Origin of the sequence: Archangium gephyra (genome assembly GCF_042230915.1) — a bacterium.
Lineage (GTDB): Bacteria > Myxococcota > Myxococcia > Myxococcales > Myxococcaceae > Archangium > Archangium gephyra_B.
The window spans coordinates 10,035,637-10,052,969 of sequence record NZ_CP102578.1 but is presented as its reverse complement, the minus strand read 5'-3'; the positions used below and the strand labels follow the sequence as shown (position 1 = coordinate 10,052,969).

Here is a 17,333-nt window from a genome sequence, read left to right as displayed (position 1 = left end):
CGACTCCCGTGTCAGGGCTCGCGGGGCAGCTGCCGCACCTGGAAGCCCTTGCGGGCCAGCAGCGAGAGGAGGCCTTCCTCTCCCACCAGGTGACCGGCGCCCACCACCACGAAGTGCGTCTCGGGCTGGTCGATCAGCTCGGCCACCCGGTCCGCCATCTGCCGGTTGCGGGTGAAGAAGAGGGCCTCGTAGAAGGGCTTGTAGGTGGGGTCGTCCACCCGCTCGAAGAGGACATGGGCCAGGGCGTCGGGGTTGCCGCCCTCCCAGGCGGTGGCCACGGCCGCCATGCTGACCGCCGTCTGCGAGGACTGCTGGAGCTGATCTCGCAGCATGAGATCCTGCACCGCGTCGGGAAGGCCGGCGAGCATGCGCAGCTGCGAGCCGATCGACTCCAGCTCCACGATGCGCTGGGTGCCGCGCGCCTTCGTCAGCAGCATCCGGTCGATACCGCCCCCCTCCGAATAGCCGGCCTTCTGCATCTCCAGGACGGAGAGGGTGACGGACAGCAGCCAGGGCCGCATGCGCTCGACGCCAGCCAGGGGGATGCCCACCTGCTCGAGCGCCTTGGGCAGCAGCGCCTTCGTCTCGGCGCTCAGGTGCGCGCTCAGCCCGTCGGGAGGCGCGTAGGTGCCCAGGCTCAGGATGAGCTGCTGCGTCTGCCCCTTGTCCGCCTTGTCCGGGTCCAGCTCCACCACCAGCGCCTGCGAGCGCGCGAACGCGGCCTCCAGGGACGGCGGGAAGACGAACTGGCCGGGCCTGCCCAGGTGGACCGAGCCCGTGAGGTAGAGCCGCTTGTCCGGAGCGCCGGGACGCGTCACCTCCCAGAGGAAGGCGCGGCGCTCGGCCACGGCGGCGGAGCTCGGCGTGGCGGCGGGACGCTCCGCGGTGGTCGTGGCGCAGGCGGTGCCGAGGAGGGAGAGAAAGAGCAGGAGCAGTCGGGTCGGGCGCATGTTCGGTCCGTTGAGGTTCGCGCGCATCATGACTGGACCGGAGCGGCCGCGCACGCGGCATCCCGCGCCAGGAACTCGCGTGCCTCCTCCATGGTAGCGCCCCGGCTCGCGCGACAACTCGCTCCAGCCGCCCGTGGAGCAGGGGAACTCGCTGGCCTCGCGCCGGTAACCTCGCGGGGCCGCTCGGTGCCGCGCCGTGCTATACCCGCGCGCCCACCCGGCATTCCCCGAGGAATTCCCGATGCGCTTCGTGTTGCCCCTGGCCGCGCTGCTGTTCGTGGCCGGCCCCGCCCTCGCCGCCCGCCAGTCCGACGTCACCCCTGATGCGGGGACTCCCGCGGTTGCCCCCGCGTCGGCGTTGCGCTTCGCCTGGCCCGTGCCGTCGCGGGTGACGGTGACCGAGCGCATCCTCAAGAAGGGCAAGCGCGCGGTGATGCGCTACGACGCGGTGCTGTCGGCGCGCAAGGAGGGCGGGTACGAGCTGAAGCTCGACAAGTTCCAGTTCCTGGAGCGGGAGGGGCAGGATCTCACGAAGGGCCCTCTGCCCCCGGGGATCAAGGAGGCCACGGCGATGGCGAGCGCCATCCCCACGCTGGTGCTCTCGGCCGAGGGCGAGCTGGTGGACATGGTGGGGGTGGAGGAGATGCTGGAGCGCATCTACAAGATGATGCCCGAGGAGCGGCGCGAGCAGATGCGCGCGGTGTTCGAGCGGCCGGGGATGAAGGAGATGTTCAAGCAGAGCGGGGGCGAATTCTGGAACGCGTGGGTGGGGGCGTGGGTGGGCCTGAAGCTGGCCGCTGGCGAGGAGGGTCTGGTCACGGGGCAGTCGCAGTTGCCCTCGGGGCCGGTGGAGAGCGTGGTGACGGTGCGCCACCGCGGCCCGGACGCGGAGCACCAGGGCGCGGTGCGCCTGGAGCTGGAGTCGGTGCTCGAGGGCGAGCCCTTCCGCAAGACGGTGGTGGCCACCATGACGCAGCTATTCCAGGGCGCGACCCCGCCGGGCAAGGAGCCGCCGGATGTCGACGCGATGGTCAAGTCGGCGCGCCGCGTCTCCAGGGCGGAGGTGGTGATGGACTCCGCCACGATGCGCCCCTACAGCGCGCGCAGGTACGATGTGTCGAAGGTGGTGGTGGGGGACAAGGAGAGCGAGACGATCGAGGAGCACGAGTACAGCTTCGCGTGGCCCGCGCCGAAGAAGGCCGGCAAGCGCCGCTGAACCGGCTGAGGGGGGAGTCATCATGCGCATCGCCTACCACCGGTGGCGCCACGCACTCGCCGCCGGGCTGCTGCTGGCCGGTTGTACGTCGACCCGGAACGCGAAGCCCTCGCGCACCCCGGCTGTCTCCGTGCCTTCCGGCTTCCACCTCCACGAGGGCCTCCCCGCCGGCTTCAAGGTCGACGGGAAGCTCGCGGAGTGGAAGCTGTCTCCCTCGGTGCTCCTCGGCGCCTCCACCCAGGTGGCCGGAGAGTCCAAGGTCACCTCGCCGGACGACCTGTCCGCGACCCTCTGGCTCGCCCTTGGCACCGAGGGGCTCGCCGTGGCTGGCGAGGTCCGCGACGACCACGTCCAACTCGCCACGGAGCTCGAGCAACGCGATGGCGATCACGTGGAGCTCTGGCTCGCCCTACCGCGGCCGAAGATGCCGCCCATGGCCACCGCGGACCAGTTCGGTGAACACGAGATCACCGCCTGGACATGCGCGGAGGAGCTTGCCTCCTGTGAGGACTGCCTCGCGTGGAGGGAGGCCCAGGCGGAGCACCGCGAGGCGCTCATGGCCGCCTTCACCGTGCAGTACGGGCTGCTGTCCGGGAGCGTGGTGCGCTACGGCCCGAAGGACACGGCCGGCTCCATCCACTTCGAGCGCATAGACGGCGGCTACCGCTTCGAGGCCCTCATCCCCACGAGCGCCTTGCCGCGCACCTCCGAGGCACCGCTGCGCAACCTGAAGCTGCGCGTGGATCTGATCGACAACGACGAGGGCCAGGACGAGCTGGAGACGCGCCTGTCCTCCGCCTCCCACGCGGTGATGCTCGCCACGCCCCTGCGGTTCGGCGCCTGGCCGGAGCTCCTCGAGCGTGCCCTGAAGGAGAATGAGGGCGACTCGTACCAGCCCGGCCCGGCCGTGCGGACCCTCCAGGCCTGGGTCAATGTGCCCCACCACACGGGCGTCTGTCCGTCCGTACCCGAGGACATGAGCCCCGAGGTGCTGGACATCGACCTGTCCCAGGTGAAGCCGGTGGGCAGGTTCGGGGACGTGGAGCTGCTCTCCCTGCCGGAGCAGGGCTGGCTGGTGTCGCGCCGCGGCCAGGCCGTCCTGGACACGCAGGTCACCAGCAATCGGGTGTGGCGCCGCGTCGAGGCCGCTCTGGAGCTGGGAGAGGACATCGGCGATGACGAGTTCCGGATCGCTCCGCGCGCCCCCGGGCTGTCCATCCTCCGGACGAAAAGGGACATCGCCTCCCCCCCTCTGGGCACGGGCGCCTGCGGCGTGTGCCCCAGCCTGGAGATGTCCCTCGTGAAGATGGACGCCCGGGGCCGGTTCTCCCAGCCGGAGGAGCTCAAGCGCACCTTCACCTATGGCGAGAGCATCGCCTGGGAGGCCAGTCCCGACCTGTCGCGCATCGAGGTCTTCGTCGATTACGACAAGGCTCCGCACAAGCTCGTCCTCCGCTACACGCTCGATCCCCAGACCGGCGGCTACACGAAGGAGTCCTTCGAACGTCCCTCCGAGGAGTAGGGGGGTTCAGAGGGCCTGGCTCTTCGGGCCGGGGAGGACCTCGCGCAGGCAGCGGGAGATGTCGCCGCGCCAGCTCCACTGCTGGGGATAGCCGAGCGAGGCCTCCTCGAAGCGCACCCCGTCGCGCCACAGCGTGGCGGGCATGTGCAGGTGGCCGGAGACGACGATCTCGGCCCGGAAGCGCACGTGCCAGTCCTCCGTCTTCTTCGTGCCGCACCAGATGGAGAAGCGGGGGATGCGCGGCAGGCGCACGTGCTCGTAGCGCAGCGGGAAATGGTTGATGAGGATGGTGGAGCAGTCCGCCGGCAGCTCCCTCTCCAGCCGGGCGAGCGTCTGCTCCACGCGCGCCGCGCACCACGCGGACCGGCTCGGGTACGGGTCCGGGTGCAGCACCGCCTCGTCGGTGCACAGGATGTGGTGCTCCATCGCCCACGCGATGGCGTCCTGCTCGGCCACGTGGTCCGGGCGGAACGAGTAGTCGTAGAGCAGGAACATCGGCACCAGCACCCGGTGCGGCCCCTCGCCCGGCCAGCGAGGGTACGGGTCCTCGGGCGTGAGCACGCCGTACGAGCGGCAGTGCTCCACCACCTGCTGGTAGCGGGCCTCGCCTCGGAGGGCGGGCTGCTCGCGCGTCAGCGTCCACAGCTCGTGGTTGCCGGGCACCCAGATCACCTTCTGGAAGCGCGCCGTCAGCGTGCGCCAGGCGAAGTCCATGTGCTCCAGCGTCTCGCCCACGTCTCCGGCGACGATGAGCCAGTCCTCCGGATGGGGAGCGAGCGACTCGAGCGCCTTGCGGTTGTGCTCGTAGCGCACGTGGAGATCACTGAGGGCGTAGAGCTTCATGGTGGGGGGCACGGACCGTCCACATTACTGGACTCTCCAGCGGCGTTGCCGTTTCGCATGAAGGAAGAATAGAAGCGGGGGCGCTCCCTTGCCCGAGCAGGCGTGATGGCGGGACGCCCCCTGGCTTTTCCTTCGCGCGTCCTCAGGGCACCATGGGGCTTCCGCTCCGGCCTTCCGAATGGCGAACGAGTCAGCCCAGGCACGTCATGCCCGGAAGCCTGCTTCCCAGGCTCCCCAGTCCCCGGCTCTCACCGCCGAGCCCGCCGATCTCATCGTGCGCTCGGTGCTGCCGGAGGATCTGCTGTCGGCGTTGGAGAGCGAGCGCGCCCTGTACCGGTGGGTGATGCTCAAGGGGGCCGAGGACGTGCGGCTGGAGGACGAGTCGATGCTCGGCCTCACCCCCCGGCCCGCCGCGGATGCGAGCTGGGGTGGAGGCCAGCTCATCGGCTTCCTCCCGGACGAGCGCAAGTTCGTGGGGGAGATCGTCCACGTGGACCCCACGAATGGGCGGGTCTTCCTCTCCACGCGCTCGCTGAGCCACATCCCGCCCGAGGTGATCTCCGCGGAGCGGTGGGCCTTCCAGCCCTATGACTTCTCCGAGGCGCTGCTCGCGGCCTCGCGGGCCTACGACTCGCGCGGGCCCCGGGTGCGCGAGGCGCTGGAGCGCGTGCGCGGCCTCATCCCCGATGATGGGGCCGGCCCCTCGCCCGGGCCCGAGTACCTCTGGGAGAAGCCCTGGGCGCTCCTCTGGGGGCCTCCGGGCACGGGCAAGACGGAGACGGTGGCGCGGCTGCTCGCGCAGGCGATTCAACGCAACCCCAAGGAGCGCATCCTCGCGGTGGCGCCCACCAACCGCGCCGCCGACACGCTCGCGCTGCGCGTGGCCCGCATGCTGTCCAAGGCCGGGGCCCTGCACGCGCCAGACACCACGTGCCGCATCTTCCGGGGCGGCATCGGCGTGGGCCCGGAGCTGACGAACGCCTTTCCCGCCGTCCTCCAGGACTCGCGCTACCAGAAGCAGGCGGCGCGCATCGAGTACATGGAGGACCGGGTGCGGCGCGAGTACCTCGAGGGGGCCTCGCCCTCGCGGCTGGCCACCGTGAAGGCGGAGCTGCGCAAGGTGCGCGACGGCCTCACGGACGAGACGCTCTTCGTCGCCCGGGAGGGGCACGCCACCCTCATGGTGCTCACCGTGCACCGCGCGCTGCGGCTCGTGTCGGAGCTGGAGGGCGCCGAGCGATTCGACCGGCTGGTGGTGGACGAGGCGGGCATGGTGTCGCGCGCCGCCGTGGGGCTGCTGGCGCCGATGGCGCGCCAGGTGCTGCTGGGAGGAGACCCGAAGCAGATCGGCCCGGTGAGCCAGGCGCTGGAGGGCGTGGAGCGGCCGGTGCAGACGTGGATGCGCAGCTCACCGCTGTCGCACCTGGAGGACGCGAAGGCGGCGACGGAGTCCTCGCACGTGCTGCTGTTGCGGACGCAGCACCGCATGCACCCGCAGATCGGCTCCGTGGTGAGCCACTTCAGCTACGCGGGGATGCTGGAGGACGGCGAGGGACCCCGCACGCGCCAGCCGAAGACGGTGGACGTGTACCCCGCGGCGCGCGCCTGCTGGGTGGTGCTGGACGAGGCCACGCGGGACGCGCGCCGCATCTGCCACGAGCGGGGCGAGTCGGGCCGGGGCTACCGGCGGCCCTTCTCGGCGGAGCTGGTGGTGGCCCTGGCCGCGCCCGCGCTGAAAGCAGGGCTCAAGGTGCTGGCGGTGACGCCGTACCGGGCGCAGGCGGCGCTGCTGCGCGCGCTGGCGCAGCAGAAGGGGTGGAGCGAGTCGCGCTTCCAGGCCTCCACCATCCACCGGCAGCAGGGCACCGAGTACGACGTCGTCGTGGTGGACACCGTGGCCGCTGGGCGCCCCTTTCCCCCGAGCGAGCTCACCCCCATGCTCAACGTGGCCGCCAGCCGCGCCCGGGAGTACCTCTTCGTCCTCTCCTCGCGCGCCGAGTCCGAGGCCGCCATTCCCTCGCAGCTCCTGGAGCTGCTGACGCCCGTGGCGCCCACGATGGAGCCCCGCTTCTCGCTGCAGCCGCTGCTGGTGATGCCGGGCGTGCGCGCGCAGGCGGCCCGGCGGCCTGAGGCCCTGGGGGAGGAGATTGATTCCCTGCGCGGCATGGGGCCGCTCTTCACCCAGGAGCAGGTGGCCCTCTTCGAGCGCCGCTTCGACGACGGGCACCACCTGGTGCGCGGGGTGGCGGGCAGCGGGAAGACGTACGTGATGGCGCAGTGGGTGGCGCGCTACCTCGCCGAGCACCCGGACGCGCGGGTGCTGGTGTCCTTCTTCAACAAGGCGCTGACGCCGCTGCTCTCGCGCCTGCTGGTGGCGGCGATGCGGCAGCGGCTCGGCAAGCGGGCGCCGCTGATGACACAGCGGGTGACGCTCATGCACGTGACGGGCACGGGCGCCTTCGCGCCGGAGAGCTTCGATGCCGTCTTCGTGGACGAGGCGCAGGACCTGAGCGCCCCGGAGCTCGCGCACCTGTACGCGCTGGCCCGTCCGCTCTCGCGTGGCGAGGGGCCCCGGCTCAAGGCCTTCCTGCTCTTCGCGGACGACTCGCAGAACGTGTACGGCAACAGCGCCGTGGAGGCCCTGCGCAAGGAGCTGCCGGACGGGCTCGACTTCACCGGCCGGGTGCGCGTGCTGCACGAAGCCTTCCGCTCCACGCGCCAGGTGTCCGAGCTGGCCTTCAACGTGGTGTTGGACCCGCTCGGGCTGCACCGGGTGGCCAACCCCGGCATGCGCGAGTTCATGCGCGCCCACGAGCTGCGCGAGCAGGGCCTGCTGGAGGAGCCGGTGCCGGGAGTGGATGGGCTGTACCGGCTGCAGGCCACCGAGCGCGAGGGCGTGGCGCCGGTGGTGAAGGCCTTCGACTCGGCGCAGGCGGAGGAGGCGTGGCTGGTGCGCGAGGTGAAGCGGCTGCGCGAGGAGGAGGGGGTACAGCCCTCGGATGTGCTGGTGGTGGCGCCGGTGCGGCCGGCGCGGCTGGCCGAGGCGCTGGAGCGCGAGGGGCTGAAGGCGGTGGCCTTCGGAGGGCGCAACGGGCAGGACGTGGCGGGCTTCAGCGTGGGGAAGGTGGACTACCTCCGGGTGACGACGGCCTTCTCGTGCAAGGGGCACGAGAGCCCGGTGGTGTTCTTCTGCGGCGTGGACGCGCTGGACGACATGTCGTGGATGGAGGGCCGGCCGGGGCGCACCGAGCGCGAGCTGGAGCGCACCCGCCGCGCGCTCTTCTACGTGGGTGCCACGCGCGCCATGGTGCGCCAATACGTGAGCGGGCTGTCCGGGGCCCGCTTCACCCAGGCCGCCCTGGGGTACGCGCGGGCGCTCGCCCGCGGCGCCCGGTGAGCCCTTCGAGAGACCTGCCAGGTGCATTTCCGTTTTTCGCCGGTTCCAACCCGGCAGGTCCTACGTTCCGGCCGCCCTCCGCGCTTCCGGCCCAACCTCCGAGGTTGGCAGGGGGTTCCCCTTATCCACCGTCCAGACCCACATTGACCCCCCGGGGCCCGGCGGGTGAAATTGGCGCCATGAGCGACACCGAGGACACCCAGAAGTACAAGGTCGTGGTCAACCACGAGGAGCAGTACTCCATCTGGCCCGCGGACCGGGAGAACGCCCCGGGCTGGAAGGACGCCGGCAAGTCGGGCACCAAGGCCGAGTGCCTCGAGCACATCAAGCAGGTGTGGACGGACATGCGTCCGCTCAGCCTGCGCAAGAAGATGGAGGAGGGCGCGAAGGGCTCGTGAGGCGCGGGCCCCGGCCTACTTCGGAGCGGCCGCGCCCGACATCAGGAAGGCGCGCAGCCGCTCGGGAGGGCAGGGCTTGAGCAGCACGGTGACGTGGGGAGGGATGATGTCCCGCGACGGCAGCTGCGTGGTGTGCAGGCCGCACAGCAGGTGAGGGGCGCGCGCTCGCAGCGCCGCCAGCAACGTCAGCCCGTCCATGCCGGGCAGGATGTACGCGGCGATGACGACCGAGGGCGGCTCCTCCTCCGCCATGCGCAGGGCCTCTTCACCGCTGGTCGCCACGCGCTTGGTGCCGGGCATGTCCCGCAGGAGCCTGCGCAGCGCGGAGAGCTGCAGCGGATCCTCGTCGACGAAAAGGTAGGAGGGAAGGGCGTCCACGGTCATCCGGGACCTCCAGGACCCATCATGTAACGTGACGGGTCCTCGGACGGAGATACTACCCCAGTCGTCCTGGGAAACCAACCTCCCGAGTCATATTGCCACCGGTGAACCACTCGGGTCCCGGGACAATGGCAAAAAAGCTCGCAACCAGGTTGGGAGAGAGCGCTCGCGCAGCCCGGCAGCGCCTCAACCTCACACAGGAAGACGTGGCGGAGCGCATAGGCATCGCCACGGAGGTGTACGGGCGGCTGGAGCGGGGAAACATGCTTCCGAGCGTCCCGACCTTCCGCAAGCTGTGCGCCGTGCTCGCCCTGTCCGCGGACGAGGCCCTGGGGCTGAGCACCGAGAGTGCCGTGCCCTGGACGCCTCCGCCCCCCGCCCCCGAGACCAGTGAGCCCGCGGAGCTGCGCCGCCTGCTGCGGCGCGCCCGCCAGTTGGACAGGAACTCGCTCCGGGTGCTCAGCCTCGTGGCCGCGCACCTGGGGCAGAAAAACGGGTAGGGAGGGTGCCTGTCTCACGGTGAGAGCCTCGCGCGCAGCCGCTTCGCCGATGGGAATCCATGGAAGAGCACCACCTGCGGGTGTGCCTCCAACAGCGCGCGTGCCTGGGCATCCTTCGCCAGCGCCCGATCCACCCCCAGCAGCAGTCCCGCATCCGGTCGCGAGCGCAGCTCCTCCATTCTCCTCGACAACGGGCCCGCATGCCATGCGTGGAACAACTCCAGCGCCACCTCGCGCCCCGTCTGTCTGTGACGGAACGTGAGATCCGGCACGCACAACCCGGCGGCCCCCATGTGGCGGGGCAGGGGCAGCAGGTCCAGCTCCCAGTCCGCGTCGTCGAAGCCCTCGGCCAGGGTGGCCACCTCGGGCGGGATGTGGCCCAGCGCCGTGCCGTGCGGTGACACGAGGGGATCCTTGTCGTCCAGCACCAGCGTCACCCGGCGCCGCGGGCTCTCCAGGGACGCGGTGAGCTGCCAGTACTTCAGCACCGGCACCACCGAGAGGAAGCTCGCCAGCTGCAGCCCGTACTTCTTCTGCAGGGCCAGCATGGCCCCCGGGCCCTCCACCTCCAGCACCCAGTCCTCGCCCTCGCGCCGCACCTCGGCCACCAGCCGGCAGAACTTCAGCCAGCGCAGCACCTTGCGCACCCGCAGCAGCTCCGGCGCCTTCGCCCGCAGCGTCAGCCGCCGCGCGTCGAAGAGGGGGCCCTGCGCCAGCGCCAGGTTGTAGCGATCCAGCAGCTCCGGGGCCGTCAGCGCCTCCCAACCCAGCAGGCGGCGGTGACCTGGGAGGTCGGCGTAGAGGGCCTCGCGCAGCTCCGGCAGCGGGCGCGGGAAGGCCTCGGCGAGCCGCGACTCGTAGGCCTCCACCGTCGCGTCCGCGGGCAGCGAGCGCAGCACCCGGGCCGCCTCGCGGAAGGCCGCGGCGCGGGCCTCGGAGATGCCCTCCGAGGGCTCGTCGAAGAGCATCCGGTCCACCAGCAGCTTCACCAGCCCCCGCGCCACCTTGGGCCGCGTGTGCGCACCGGCCCGCAGCGCGAGCGTCTCCTCCACCTCGTCACGCGAGCGCCCGACTCCGGCCGCCACCTCGGCGATGAGCTCCGTGGCGAGGGTGCGCAGCGCGGCGTCCTCCCGCTTCACGAAGGAGGGGCGCAGCTTCCCGTCGCGCACGCGGAAGAGGAGCAGCTCGCGCGTCAGCACGCCTCGCCCTCCTCTTCCTGGTAGGCCCGGTGCTGGCGCCGCCGCTCGCTGATGGAGGCCTCGGCCGTCTGGGCCGAGCACACCTCGTACAGCAGCGCGCGCTTGCCCGGGCGCTGGCGGAGGATGCGGCCCAGCCGCTGCACGTGCTCGCGCACGCTGCCACTGCCGCTGAGCACCACGCCCACCCGCGCCTCCGGTACGTCCACGCCCTCGTTGAGCACCCGCGAGGTGAGCAGCACCGGCAGCTCCCCGCTGGCGAAGGCCGCCAGCAGTGCCTTGCGCTCGGGCACGGGCGTGTGGTGCGTGAGCGCCGGCAGCAGCAGCCGCCTCGCCAGCGTGTACACCGTCTCGTTGTCGTCGGTGAAGACGATGGCGCGGTCCTCGCGGTGCTCCAGCAGAATCCGCCACAGCACGTCCTGCTTCGCGCTCGAGGTGAGGGCGATGCGGCGCTGCTCCCGGTAGCCCCGGTATGCCGCGCGCCCCTCTTCCGTGCGCTGGCTCTCCGCGAGGAAGCGCGCCCAGCCCTCCGGTACGTCGAAGCGGATGCCCCGCTGGCGGATGAAGCCCAGGTAGCGCGCGCGTGCCTCGTCATGCCGCGCCTGCTCCTCGGGCGTGAGGGGCACCTCCACCCGGCGTACCTCGTACGGGGCCAGGTAGCGTCCCTGCAGCTCGCGGATGTCCGTGCGGTGCACCAGCGGCCCCAGCAGCTCCTCGCACACGCGCTCGCCGCCGTCCGTGCGCTCCAGCGTGGCGGTGAGGCCCAGCCGGTACGGCGCCAGCGAGCCCTCGGCGATGAAGCGGTAGCTGGGCGCGGGCAGGTGGTGGCACTCGTCGCAGATGAGGAAGCCGAAGCGGTTGCCGTGGAACTCCGTCTGCATCGCCGCCGAGTCGTACGTCGTCACCGTCAGCGGCTGCCGGTCACTCACTCCGCCGCCCAGCATCCCCACCGGCAGGCCCAGGTGCTTGGACAGCACGCCCTGCCACTGGGTCATCAAGTCCAAGGTGGGGACGACCACCAGGGTCGGCCGCTTCACCCGGGCGATGGCCAGCACCGCCAGCAGCGTCTTGCCCGCGCCCGTGGGCAGCTCCACCAGCCCCCGCCCACCCGCGCCGCTCCACGCCTCCAGCGCCGCCTTCTGGTGGGGGAAGGGCTCGATGGGCGTGGCCAGCGCCACCTCCAGCGGCTCGAAGCGCTTCGCCTTGTCCTCGTAGGGCAGGCCCAGCTCGCGCAGCCTCAGCACCACCTCGCGGTAGTGTCGCGCCGCGGCCCGGTACACCCCGGTGCGCGTGTCCCGCTGGAAGCGGGCGCGCAGGGCGTCGTCGTCTGGCAGCGTGGGCGCCACCAGGGTGCCGCAGTCGAAGTGGAGCTCGGTGGCCATCAGGTCGGGAACGGGGGAAGAGCCGGGAGTAACCCGATCTCCGAGCCAACGCCAGAGTGTGACTTTCGAGGTTGGTTCGCCCACGGTCCGCAGCATGCCCAGGGAGGAAACTTGCAGGGGCTTTAGAGGCCGGAGGGCGAAACAGTGTCCGGAAGTGAACATTCCCCGCCCTCCCTCGAAGGTCCCCCTCGGCCCCGCCGTCCGAGGTAGGAGGCGGGCGAGGCGGCGAGGGCCTGGACATCCTCTCTCCGGTGGGGAGCCGTTCCCGGCGAAGGATGCGTGGCGGGCCCCGCATGAAGCGCCTACCCTTCCTCCATCGACATGCGCCGCATCGTCATCCTCAGCCCGCACCGCCCCTCCCGGGAGCTCATCTCGCGCCTCCTGGCGGAGCCGGGCCTGTCCGTCGTCGCCATGTCGGACGCGGACGAGGCCCTGGACTCCATCGCCGAGGAGGAGCCCGCCCTGGTGGTGGTGGACGCGCGCCGGCCGGACGAGGACCAGCCCCTGCTGCTGGGGTTGCTCAAGCGGCGCCATCCGCGCCAGCCGCTCATCACCCTCGTGCCCGGGCGTCTGCGCGTCTTCGACGGCAGCGAGGAGCGCGTGCGTGACGTACGCGACGGCTCGGCCGAGGGCCTGCACGTGCTGCTCAGCGAGCTGCAGCGGGCCACGAGAGATCTACTCGCCCAGCACCTGCTGCGGATGCTCCGCCCGCCCACCGGCGAGGCCTGAGCCGCCCAGGCGAGCCCGTGAGCCGGGCACGGGTTTCAGTGCAGCAGGCCGTCCCCGGCGGCCGGGGCGGACTCACCGTGGGCGACCTTCAGCGGGGCGAGCCGCTCCAGGACCTCGCGCTCCACGCGGGTGCCGGTGGTGGGGATGCTGAGGCCCTGCTCGGTCCACTCGGGAAGGAAGAGGAGGGCCTGGGCCTCGCCGTTGTAGCCGAGCTGGACGAGCTGCTCCGGCTCGAAGGTGCGGCAGCGCTGGGCGCAGCAGGGGAAGGCGGAGCGGACGCGGTAGAGGCCCTCGGGCGGCAGGGGCTCGAGGTGCTCGGCCCAGGAGGCTTCCGTCAGCGGCGTGCCCCGCGCGTGCCAGCGAGCCCGGTTGGCTGCCCAGCCGTTGGGCAGGTAGAGGCCAGGGCCCGGGTCCCCATGGTTGTGGAAGTAGACGAGCCGGCCCGCCGGGATGTGCGTGCCGAGCGCGCTACGGGTGCGGTACAGGCCACAGGGTGGGAGGTTCATGGCGGGGTTGTAGTGCGGTTGGGAAAGGTTTTTCCCTCTCCACGGAGTTTTTTCCGGCCCCCGGAGCCCCCCTCCGCGTCCCATGCGCGGGACGGTGTCTCAACCCCCTGGAATCACGAGGCGCGTGCCCGGGCCGGGGCGTCGGCACGGCATGTGCTCATGCCTTCCTGCGCAGGACGGGGCGGTGCTGCTGGACGGGGTTGGATGGGGTGGGGTGGGCGGTACCGTGGGGGGCCTCGCGACGGGGCGGTAGGGCTGGGGTTGGGGGCGGATGGACCGCCCGTCGCGGGGTAGGTGGGTGGGGAGGGCGAGGGGTCGCCCTGTGTGGAAGCCCGGCCGGGTCACACCGGCTGGGTGTTCGCATTGCGGGAGGCGAGGAAGGCGAGCACCTGGGCCTCGCCCCAGTAGGACGGGGCGAAGGGGCTGCCGGCGACGAAGCCCACGTGGCCGCCGTGCTCGGTGACGACGGCGTGCAGCACGGGGTTGGCCGCCACGTCCCGCGGGTGCGTGGCGGCGGGAATCATCGGGTCATCCTTGGCGCTCAGCAGCAGGGTGGGGCGGCGGATGGCCTGGATGCGCGGACCCGACGAGGCCTCGGCGTAGTAGTGGGTGGCGTCGCGGAAGCCGTGGAGCGGGGCGGTGACGGCGTCGTCGAAGCCGCGGATGGTGGTGGCGCGCTCCATGGCGGCGCCGTCGAAGACACCGGGGAAGCGGCGGAGCTTCTCGCGCGCCTTGCTCTTGAGGGTGCGCAGGAAGCGGCCGCGGTAGAGGCGCTGGAAGGGGCCGGGCCCATCGAGCGTGTCGGCGCAGACGCCCAGGTCGAAGGGGGCGCTCACGGCGGCGGCGGCGTCCACGGGCGAGTGCTCTCCCGTCTCCTCCATCAACCGCAGCAGCACGTTGGCGCCCAGGGAGAAGCCCACCGCGTAGAGCGGGCCGGTGAGGCGCGCGCGCAGGTGCTTGAGCACGGAGAGCGCGTCGCCGATGTCGCCCGAGTGGTAGGAGCGGGCGAGCCGGTTGGGCTCACCGCTGCAGGAGCGGAAGTTGATGGCGGTGGCGCCCCAGCCGCGCTCGGCGGCGCCGCGGAGGATGGCGGTGATGTAGCCGGAGCGCGAGGAGCCCTCCAGGCCGTGGAGGGTGACGACGTGGGGGGCGCCCTGGGGGCCGTCGAAGGAGTCGAGGTCGACGAAGTCGCCGTCGGGCAGCTCCCAGCGCTCGCGCTTCAGGGGAGGCGCGTGCGTGGGGCGCACGAGCGAGGCGAAGATGGTCTGCGCGTGGGGCGAGGCGAGGCCGCGCGCGGGGGCGAAGGGCTCGGTGGGTTGGAAGGACACGGGCGGGGGGATATCACCCGCGGCGGGCCTTGCGCATGGAGGAACAGCCGCGCTCGCGGATGGCGGTGGCCTCGTCCGTGAGCTCGAAGAGGGCGAGGTACTTGCTCACGCGCTCCTCGAGGGTGGGGGCTTCGATGAGGCGGCAGACCTCGTCGGCCCCGTAGGCGCGGCAGACGTCCGGGCGCCGGTCGTACACCGAGCAGAGGTTGTCGGCGGTGAGGTGGGGGCAGCGCACGCCCAGGGGCTTGTCGAGCGCGGCGATGTCCGGCGCCACGCAGCAGGCGCCACAGCGGGTGCATTCCATGGGCATGCTCAGCGTACGGCGTCGCCGGCCAAGATCTGGGCCGAGCCGAAGTTGTTCACCTCGAGGGGGACGGCCTGGCCCTTCTTCCAGGCGAGGAACTCGGTCTCGCTCTTGGGCTCGTGCACGTGCTCCTTGCCGTCACCGTCGTCCTCGTAGCCGATGTGCACGGCGTACTTCTCCTCGCGGCGCAGCCGGTCGTACGCGCCCGGCTCCAGCGCGGGCCAGCGGGGGGCGCCGTCGCGGCCGGACTCCACCCGGGTGTCCACCTGCTGCCAGACGTAGGTGTCGTAGGTGCAGCTCACGTCGAAGACGGGCTCGGAGCGGTAGCGCGTGCGCATGTCGCAGTCCTGGTAGGACTTGCTGCAGTACTTGGGCTCGTCCCGGCACGTCTCCTTCATGTAGCCGTTGGCCATCTTCTTGCGGGTGCACTTCTCCTGGGTGCCGCACTTCTCCTGGCGCGTCTTGGTGCTGCACACGCGCTCGGTGCCGTCGGCCACCTGGCGGGTGCCGCGCTGGCGGGGGAAGCAGCTGCGGATGTTCTCCACGCCGGCCACCTCGCCCGTGCCATTGACGGGCATGCGGGGCGAGCGGGTGCTCAGCTCGCTGCGCCAGCCCTCGCGGCTCACGCGCTGGAAGGTCTCCCGGTGCACGGTGCGCGTCCACTCGGTGGTGGTGACCTGGCCGGTGACGCCGTGGGTCCGCGAGCCCCACATCATGCAGGTGCCGAAGAACGCCAGGAGGCCGAGGCCCACGTAGAGCCACTTGCGCGAGCCCTGCCGCGCCAGGGGGGGCGGGGGAGGCGGGGCGGAAGGCTCGAGGGGCTCCTCGGCTCCCTCGGTGAGGGCGCGCGAGGTGGCGGAGCGCTCGGCGCGGCAGTTGCGGCAGATGGGGGTGTCGCCGCGGTTGGAGGCGGAGCAGTAGTCGCAGAACCAGTCGGCGCCCGCGTTGGCGGCGGAGAGGGCCTTCTCGTCGGTGACGCCCTCGCGCCGGGACTTGCCGCTGGAGGGGTCCACGTCACCGAAGTCGAACTCGGACTCCTGGCCCGTCTCCTCGCGCGGGTTGTTGCAGCTGGGGCAGCTGCGGTGCCGCGCGAGGATGTCCCGGGTATCGCAGGAGGTGCAGTTCCAGGTGCCCTCGATGATGCGGGTGCGCTCGGCCATGCCCGCATCCTAGCGGTTTCTCACACCCAGAGCCCACGGGGGGCCGGGAGGAGGGGGGAGAGGGGCAGGCCGGGGCGCAGGGGCCGCACCATGGGCAGCGAGCCGTCGCGGGCCACGCGGGTGGCGCCCTCGCCCTGGAGGAGCGGCAAAAGCGGGGCGTGGGAGGGCTCCTCCCAGAGGACCACGCGGGAGAGGCCGGAGCGGGAGGCCTCGCGCCGGGCGGCCTCCAGCAGGGCCTGGCCCTCCGACGGGGAGCGCGCGTCGAGCATCAGCACCGTCAGCTCGGCGCTTCTGCCCACGAGTCCCCAGAGGATGGTGGACGCGCCCGCGGTGGCGCCGGCGGACGGGGGCAGGGAGCAGCCGAGGTGCTCGACGTAGATGCGGCCGCGCTCCAGGTGCCAGTCGAGCTGAGCGGGGGAGGGCCAGAAGAAGAAGGGCACCTCGGGCTGGCGCAAGCGGCCGAGGGCCGGGCCGAGCGCGTCCTCGCGCAGGAGCGTGTCCACGGGTGCGCGGGGGTCGCCGGGAGTGGGGGACAGGTGCCAGTCCCAGGCGGGCAGGGCCTGGTAGCCCGAGCGTGCGTAGATGCGGGGGCCCACGTCGGAGAAGAGGAGGGCGGCGTGGGCGCGAGGCTGGCGCTCCAGCTCGGCGGCGAGCAGGTCCATCAGGCGGGTGGCGTACCCGTGGCCGCGCAGGCGCTCCTCGGTGAAGACGCTGGCGATGGCGAAGCTGTCGCCCGGGTCGAGGGGGCCCCCGGCGGTGCGCAGGAAGCTGGAGGTGCGGAACGTCTCGCAGGAGGCGAGCACGCCGCCGTCCTCGCCGCACAACAACCAGGTGCGCATGTCCGCGCGGGACCATGGGTGGGCGCGCAGCCGCTGCTCCCGGGCGGCATAGCCCTCGGGGGAGAGCAGCTTTCCCCACTCGGAGTAGGTGAGCGCGTCGCGCTGGCCCATCTGCTCATCGGTGGCGGCAACGAGGTGCATGGGTGTGCTCCCTCTCCCTCTGGGAGAGGGCCGGGGTGAGGGTGTTCCCGCAAAGGAAACGCGGCGCCGGGCGGGAAGCCGCGGCGCCGCGTGGGGTGCGTCCGGGGACGCGCCTACTTCGGGTTGGTCCCGGGGGCCTGCAGCTGCCCACCGTAGCGGCCGCCGGAGTGGTCGATCCGGCCGGACTGACCGGGCGTCGACACGGGCCACTCCTGCGGGGTGGCGTAGGACGACAGGGCGGGGCGGAAGCGGGTACCGATGTCGAAGAGGGTGAAGAGGAGCATCAGCACCACGAACAGCATGGAGGTGATGAACACCACGCGGCTGGCGCCCTGGTGCTCGGCCAGGTGCATGAAGTACAGCGCCACGAGGGCGCCCTTCACCGAGGCGATCACCAGCGCGAGCGCCAGTGCACCCGTCTCGATGTGCATCTTGCCCGTGAACACCGTGACGAGGGTGAGCACCATCAGGGCGCCCCAGACCAGGATGTACTTCCCCGGTCCGGAGTGGTGCTCCTGGCGCATCTCACGGTCTTCCTTTA

The 17,333-nt window shown here is 71.9% G+C and carries 17 protein-coding genes; 6 read left to right on the top strand and 11 right to left on the bottom strand.

Annotated elements, in window-relative coordinates; all coding sequences use genetic code 11:
• Nucleotides 1–11 precede the first annotated feature (11 nt).
• On the bottom strand, nucleotides 12–950 hold the full coding sequence (locus tag NR798_RS39560) for a TraB/GumN family protein (protein ID WP_375767753.1): 939 nt from the start codon (nucleotides 948–950) through the stop codon (nucleotides 12–14).
• A gap of 241 nt (nucleotides 951–1,191) precedes the next feature.
• Here NR798_RS39560 and NR798_RS39555 point away from each other — a divergent pair, with 241 nt between their 5' ends.
• Together NR798_RS39555 and NR798_RS39550 are read left to right on the top strand one after the other, a co-directional pair.
• A complete protein-coding gene (locus NR798_RS39555) occupies nucleotides 1,192–2,166 on the top strand; it encodes a hypothetical protein (RefSeq protein WP_375767752.1) in 975 nt (324 codons plus the stop codon).
• A 22-nt stretch (nucleotides 2,167–2,188) separates the two neighbouring features.
• Complete coding sequence (locus NR798_RS39550; protein WP_375767751.1) at nucleotides 2,189–3,688, top strand: hypothetical protein; 1,500 nt, start codon at nucleotides 2,189–2,191, stop codon at nucleotides 3,686–3,688.
• 6 nt (nucleotides 3,689–3,694) lie between these two features.
• On the opposite strand, the gene NR798_RS39545 is transcribed toward NR798_RS39550, so the two are convergent.
• On the bottom strand, nucleotides 3,695–4,531 hold the full coding sequence (locus tag NR798_RS39545) for a metallophosphoesterase family protein (RefSeq protein WP_375773899.1): 837 nt from the start codon (nucleotides 4,529–4,531) through the stop codon (nucleotides 3,695–3,697).
• Between the two features lie 178 nt (nucleotides 4,532–4,709).
• On the opposite strand from NR798_RS39545, the gene NR798_RS39540 reads away from it, so the two are divergent.
• Nucleotides 4,710–7,928, top strand: coding sequence for an AAA family ATPase (locus tag NR798_RS39540; RefSeq protein ID WP_375767750.1), 3,219 nt, complete (start codon nucleotides 4,710–4,712; stop codon nucleotides 7,926–7,928).
• A gap of 179 nt (nucleotides 7,929–8,107) precedes the next feature.
• Nucleotides 8,108–8,326, top strand: coding sequence for an MbtH family protein (locus tag NR798_RS39535; protein ID WP_375767749.1), 219 nt, complete (start codon nucleotides 8,108–8,110; stop codon nucleotides 8,324–8,326).
• A gap of 15 nt (nucleotides 8,327–8,341) precedes the next feature.
• Here NR798_RS39535 and NR798_RS39530 read toward each other — a convergent pair whose 3' ends face one another.
• A complete protein-coding gene (locus NR798_RS39530; RefSeq protein ID WP_375767748.1) occupies nucleotides 8,342–8,710 on the bottom strand; it encodes a response regulator in 369 nt (122 codons plus the stop codon).
• A 125-nt stretch (nucleotides 8,711–8,835) separates the two neighbouring features.
• On the opposite strand from NR798_RS39530, the gene NR798_RS39525 reads away from it, so the two are divergent.
• A complete protein-coding gene (locus NR798_RS39525) occupies nucleotides 8,836–9,207 on the top strand; it encodes a helix-turn-helix transcriptional regulator (RefSeq protein ID WP_375767747.1) in 372 nt (123 codons plus the stop codon).
• Between the two features lie 14 nt (nucleotides 9,208–9,221).
• Here NR798_RS39525 and NR798_RS39520 read toward each other — a convergent pair whose 3' ends face one another.
• Both NR798_RS39520 and NR798_RS39515 read right to left on the bottom strand, forming a co-directional pair.
• On the bottom strand, nucleotides 9,222–10,406 hold the full coding sequence (locus NR798_RS39520) for a DUF790 family protein (protein WP_375767746.1): 1,185 nt from the start codon (nucleotides 10,404–10,406) through the stop codon (nucleotides 9,222–9,224).
• Nucleotides 10,400–11,785, bottom strand: a complete 1,386-nt coding sequence (locus tag NR798_RS39515; protein ID WP_375767745.1) for a DEAD/DEAH box helicase — start codon at nucleotides 11,783–11,785, stop codon at nucleotides 10,400–10,402. Before NR798_RS39515 ends, NR798_RS39520 begins: the two co-directional genes overlap by 7 nt.
• Before the next feature lie 321 nt (nucleotides 11,786–12,106).
• Between NR798_RS39515 and NR798_RS39510 the strand changes: the two genes are divergently transcribed.
• The gene (locus tag NR798_RS39510; protein ID WP_375767744.1) at nucleotides 12,107–12,514 is read left to right on the top strand and encodes a DNA-binding response regulator; all 408 of its coding nucleotides are present in this window, start codon (nucleotides 12,107–12,109) and stop codon (nucleotides 12,512–12,514) included.
• A 35-nt stretch (nucleotides 12,515–12,549) separates the two neighbouring features.
• On the opposite strand, the gene NR798_RS39505 is transcribed toward NR798_RS39510, so the two are convergent.
• The 6 genes from NR798_RS39505 to NR798_RS39480 all read right to left on the bottom strand — a co-directional run bounded on the left by NR798_RS39505 (nucleotide 12,550) and on the right by NR798_RS39480 (nucleotide 17,316).
• Nucleotides 12,550–13,020, bottom strand: coding sequence for a hypothetical protein (locus NR798_RS39505; protein ID WP_375767743.1), 471 nt, complete (start codon nucleotides 13,018–13,020; stop codon nucleotides 12,550–12,552).
• A 341-nt stretch (nucleotides 13,021–13,361) separates the two neighbouring features.
• Complete coding sequence (locus NR798_RS39500; RefSeq protein WP_375767742.1) at nucleotides 13,362–14,348, bottom strand: hydrolase; 987 nt, start codon at nucleotides 14,346–14,348, stop codon at nucleotides 13,362–13,364.
• 13 nt (nucleotides 14,349–14,361) lie between these two features.
• Nucleotides 14,362–14,652, bottom strand: a complete 291-nt coding sequence (locus tag NR798_RS39495) for a YkgJ family cysteine cluster protein (RefSeq protein ID WP_375767741.1) — start codon at nucleotides 14,650–14,652, stop codon at nucleotides 14,362–14,364.
• Between the two features lie 8 nt (nucleotides 14,653–14,660).
• Complete coding sequence (locus NR798_RS39490; protein WP_375767740.1) at nucleotides 14,661–15,812, bottom strand: hypothetical protein; 1,152 nt, start codon at nucleotides 15,810–15,812, stop codon at nucleotides 14,661–14,663.
• A gap of 20 nt (nucleotides 15,813–15,832) precedes the next feature.
• The gene (locus NR798_RS39485) at nucleotides 15,833–16,792 is read right to left on the bottom strand and encodes a GNAT family N-acetyltransferase (protein ID WP_375767739.1); all 960 of its coding nucleotides are present in this window, start codon (nucleotides 16,790–16,792) and stop codon (nucleotides 15,833–15,835) included.
• 113 nt (nucleotides 16,793–16,905) lie between these two features.
• Nucleotides 16,906–17,316 (bottom strand): cytochrome C oxidase subunit IV family protein, encoded by a 411-nt coding sequence (locus NR798_RS39480; protein ID WP_375767738.1) that lies wholly within the window; start codon nucleotides 17,314–17,316, stop codon nucleotides 16,906–16,908.
• Between the last annotated feature and the right edge of the window lie 17 nt (nucleotides 17,317–17,333).

What these genes read in the sequence shown, in the direction of transcription:
- NR798_RS39555 (WP_375767752.1), top strand. Translation starts at nt 1,192, where the DNA reads ATGCGCTTCGTGTTGCCCCTGGCCGCGCTGCTGTTCGTGGCCGGCCCC.
- NR798_RS39490 (WP_375767740.1), bottom strand. Translation starts at nt 15,812, where the DNA reads ATGGCCGAGCGCACCCGCATCATCGAGGGCACCTGGAACTGCACCTCC.
- NR798_RS39480 (WP_375767738.1), bottom strand. Translation starts at nt 17,316, where the DNA reads ATGCGCCAGGAGCACCACTCCGGACCGGGGAAGTACATCCTGGTCTGG.
- NR798_RS39550 (WP_375767751.1), top strand. Translation starts at nt 2,189, where the DNA reads ATGCGCATCGCCTACCACCGGTGGCGCCACGCACTCGCCGCCGGGCTG.
- NR798_RS39510 (WP_375767744.1), top strand. Translation starts at nt 12,107, where the DNA reads ATGCGCCGCATCGTCATCCTCAGCCCGCACCGCCCCTCCCGGGAGCTC.
- NR798_RS39485 (WP_375767739.1), bottom strand. Translation starts at nt 16,792, where the DNA reads ATGCACCTCGTTGCCGCCACCGATGAGCAGATGGGCCAGCGCGACGCG.
- NR798_RS39540 (WP_375767750.1), top strand. Translation starts at nt 4,710, where the DNA reads ATGGCGAACGAGTCAGCCCAGGCACGTCATGCCCGGAAGCCTGCTTCC.
- NR798_RS39535 (WP_375767749.1), top strand. Translation starts at nt 8,108, where the DNA reads ATGAGCGACACCGAGGACACCCAGAAGTACAAGGTCGTGGTCAACCAC.
- NR798_RS39515 (WP_375767745.1), bottom strand. Translation starts at nt 11,785, where the DNA reads ATGGCCACCGAGCTCCACTTCGACTGCGGCACCCTGGTGGCGCCCACG.
- NR798_RS39505 (WP_375767743.1), bottom strand. Translation starts at nt 13,020, where the DNA reads ATGAACCTCCCACCCTGTGGCCTGTACCGCACCCGTAGCGCGCTCGGC.
- NR798_RS39530 (WP_375767748.1), bottom strand. Translation starts at nt 8,710, where the DNA reads ATGACCGTGGACGCCCTTCCCTCCTACCTTTTCGTCGACGAGGATCCG.
- NR798_RS39560 (WP_375767753.1), bottom strand. Translation starts at nt 950, where the DNA reads ATGCGCCCGACCCGACTGCTCCTGCTCTTTCTCTCCCTCCTCGGCACC.
- NR798_RS39545 (WP_375773899.1), bottom strand. Translation starts at nt 4,531, where the DNA reads ATGAAGCTCTACGCCCTCAGTGATCTCCACGTGCGCTACGAGCACAAC.
- NR798_RS39525 (WP_375767747.1), top strand. Translation starts at nt 8,836, where the DNA reads ATGGCAAAAAAGCTCGCAACCAGGTTGGGAGAGAGCGCTCGCGCAGCC.
- NR798_RS39495 (WP_375767741.1), bottom strand. Translation starts at nt 14,652, where the DNA reads ATGGAATGCACCCGCTGTGGCGCCTGCTGCGTGGCGCCGGACATCGCC.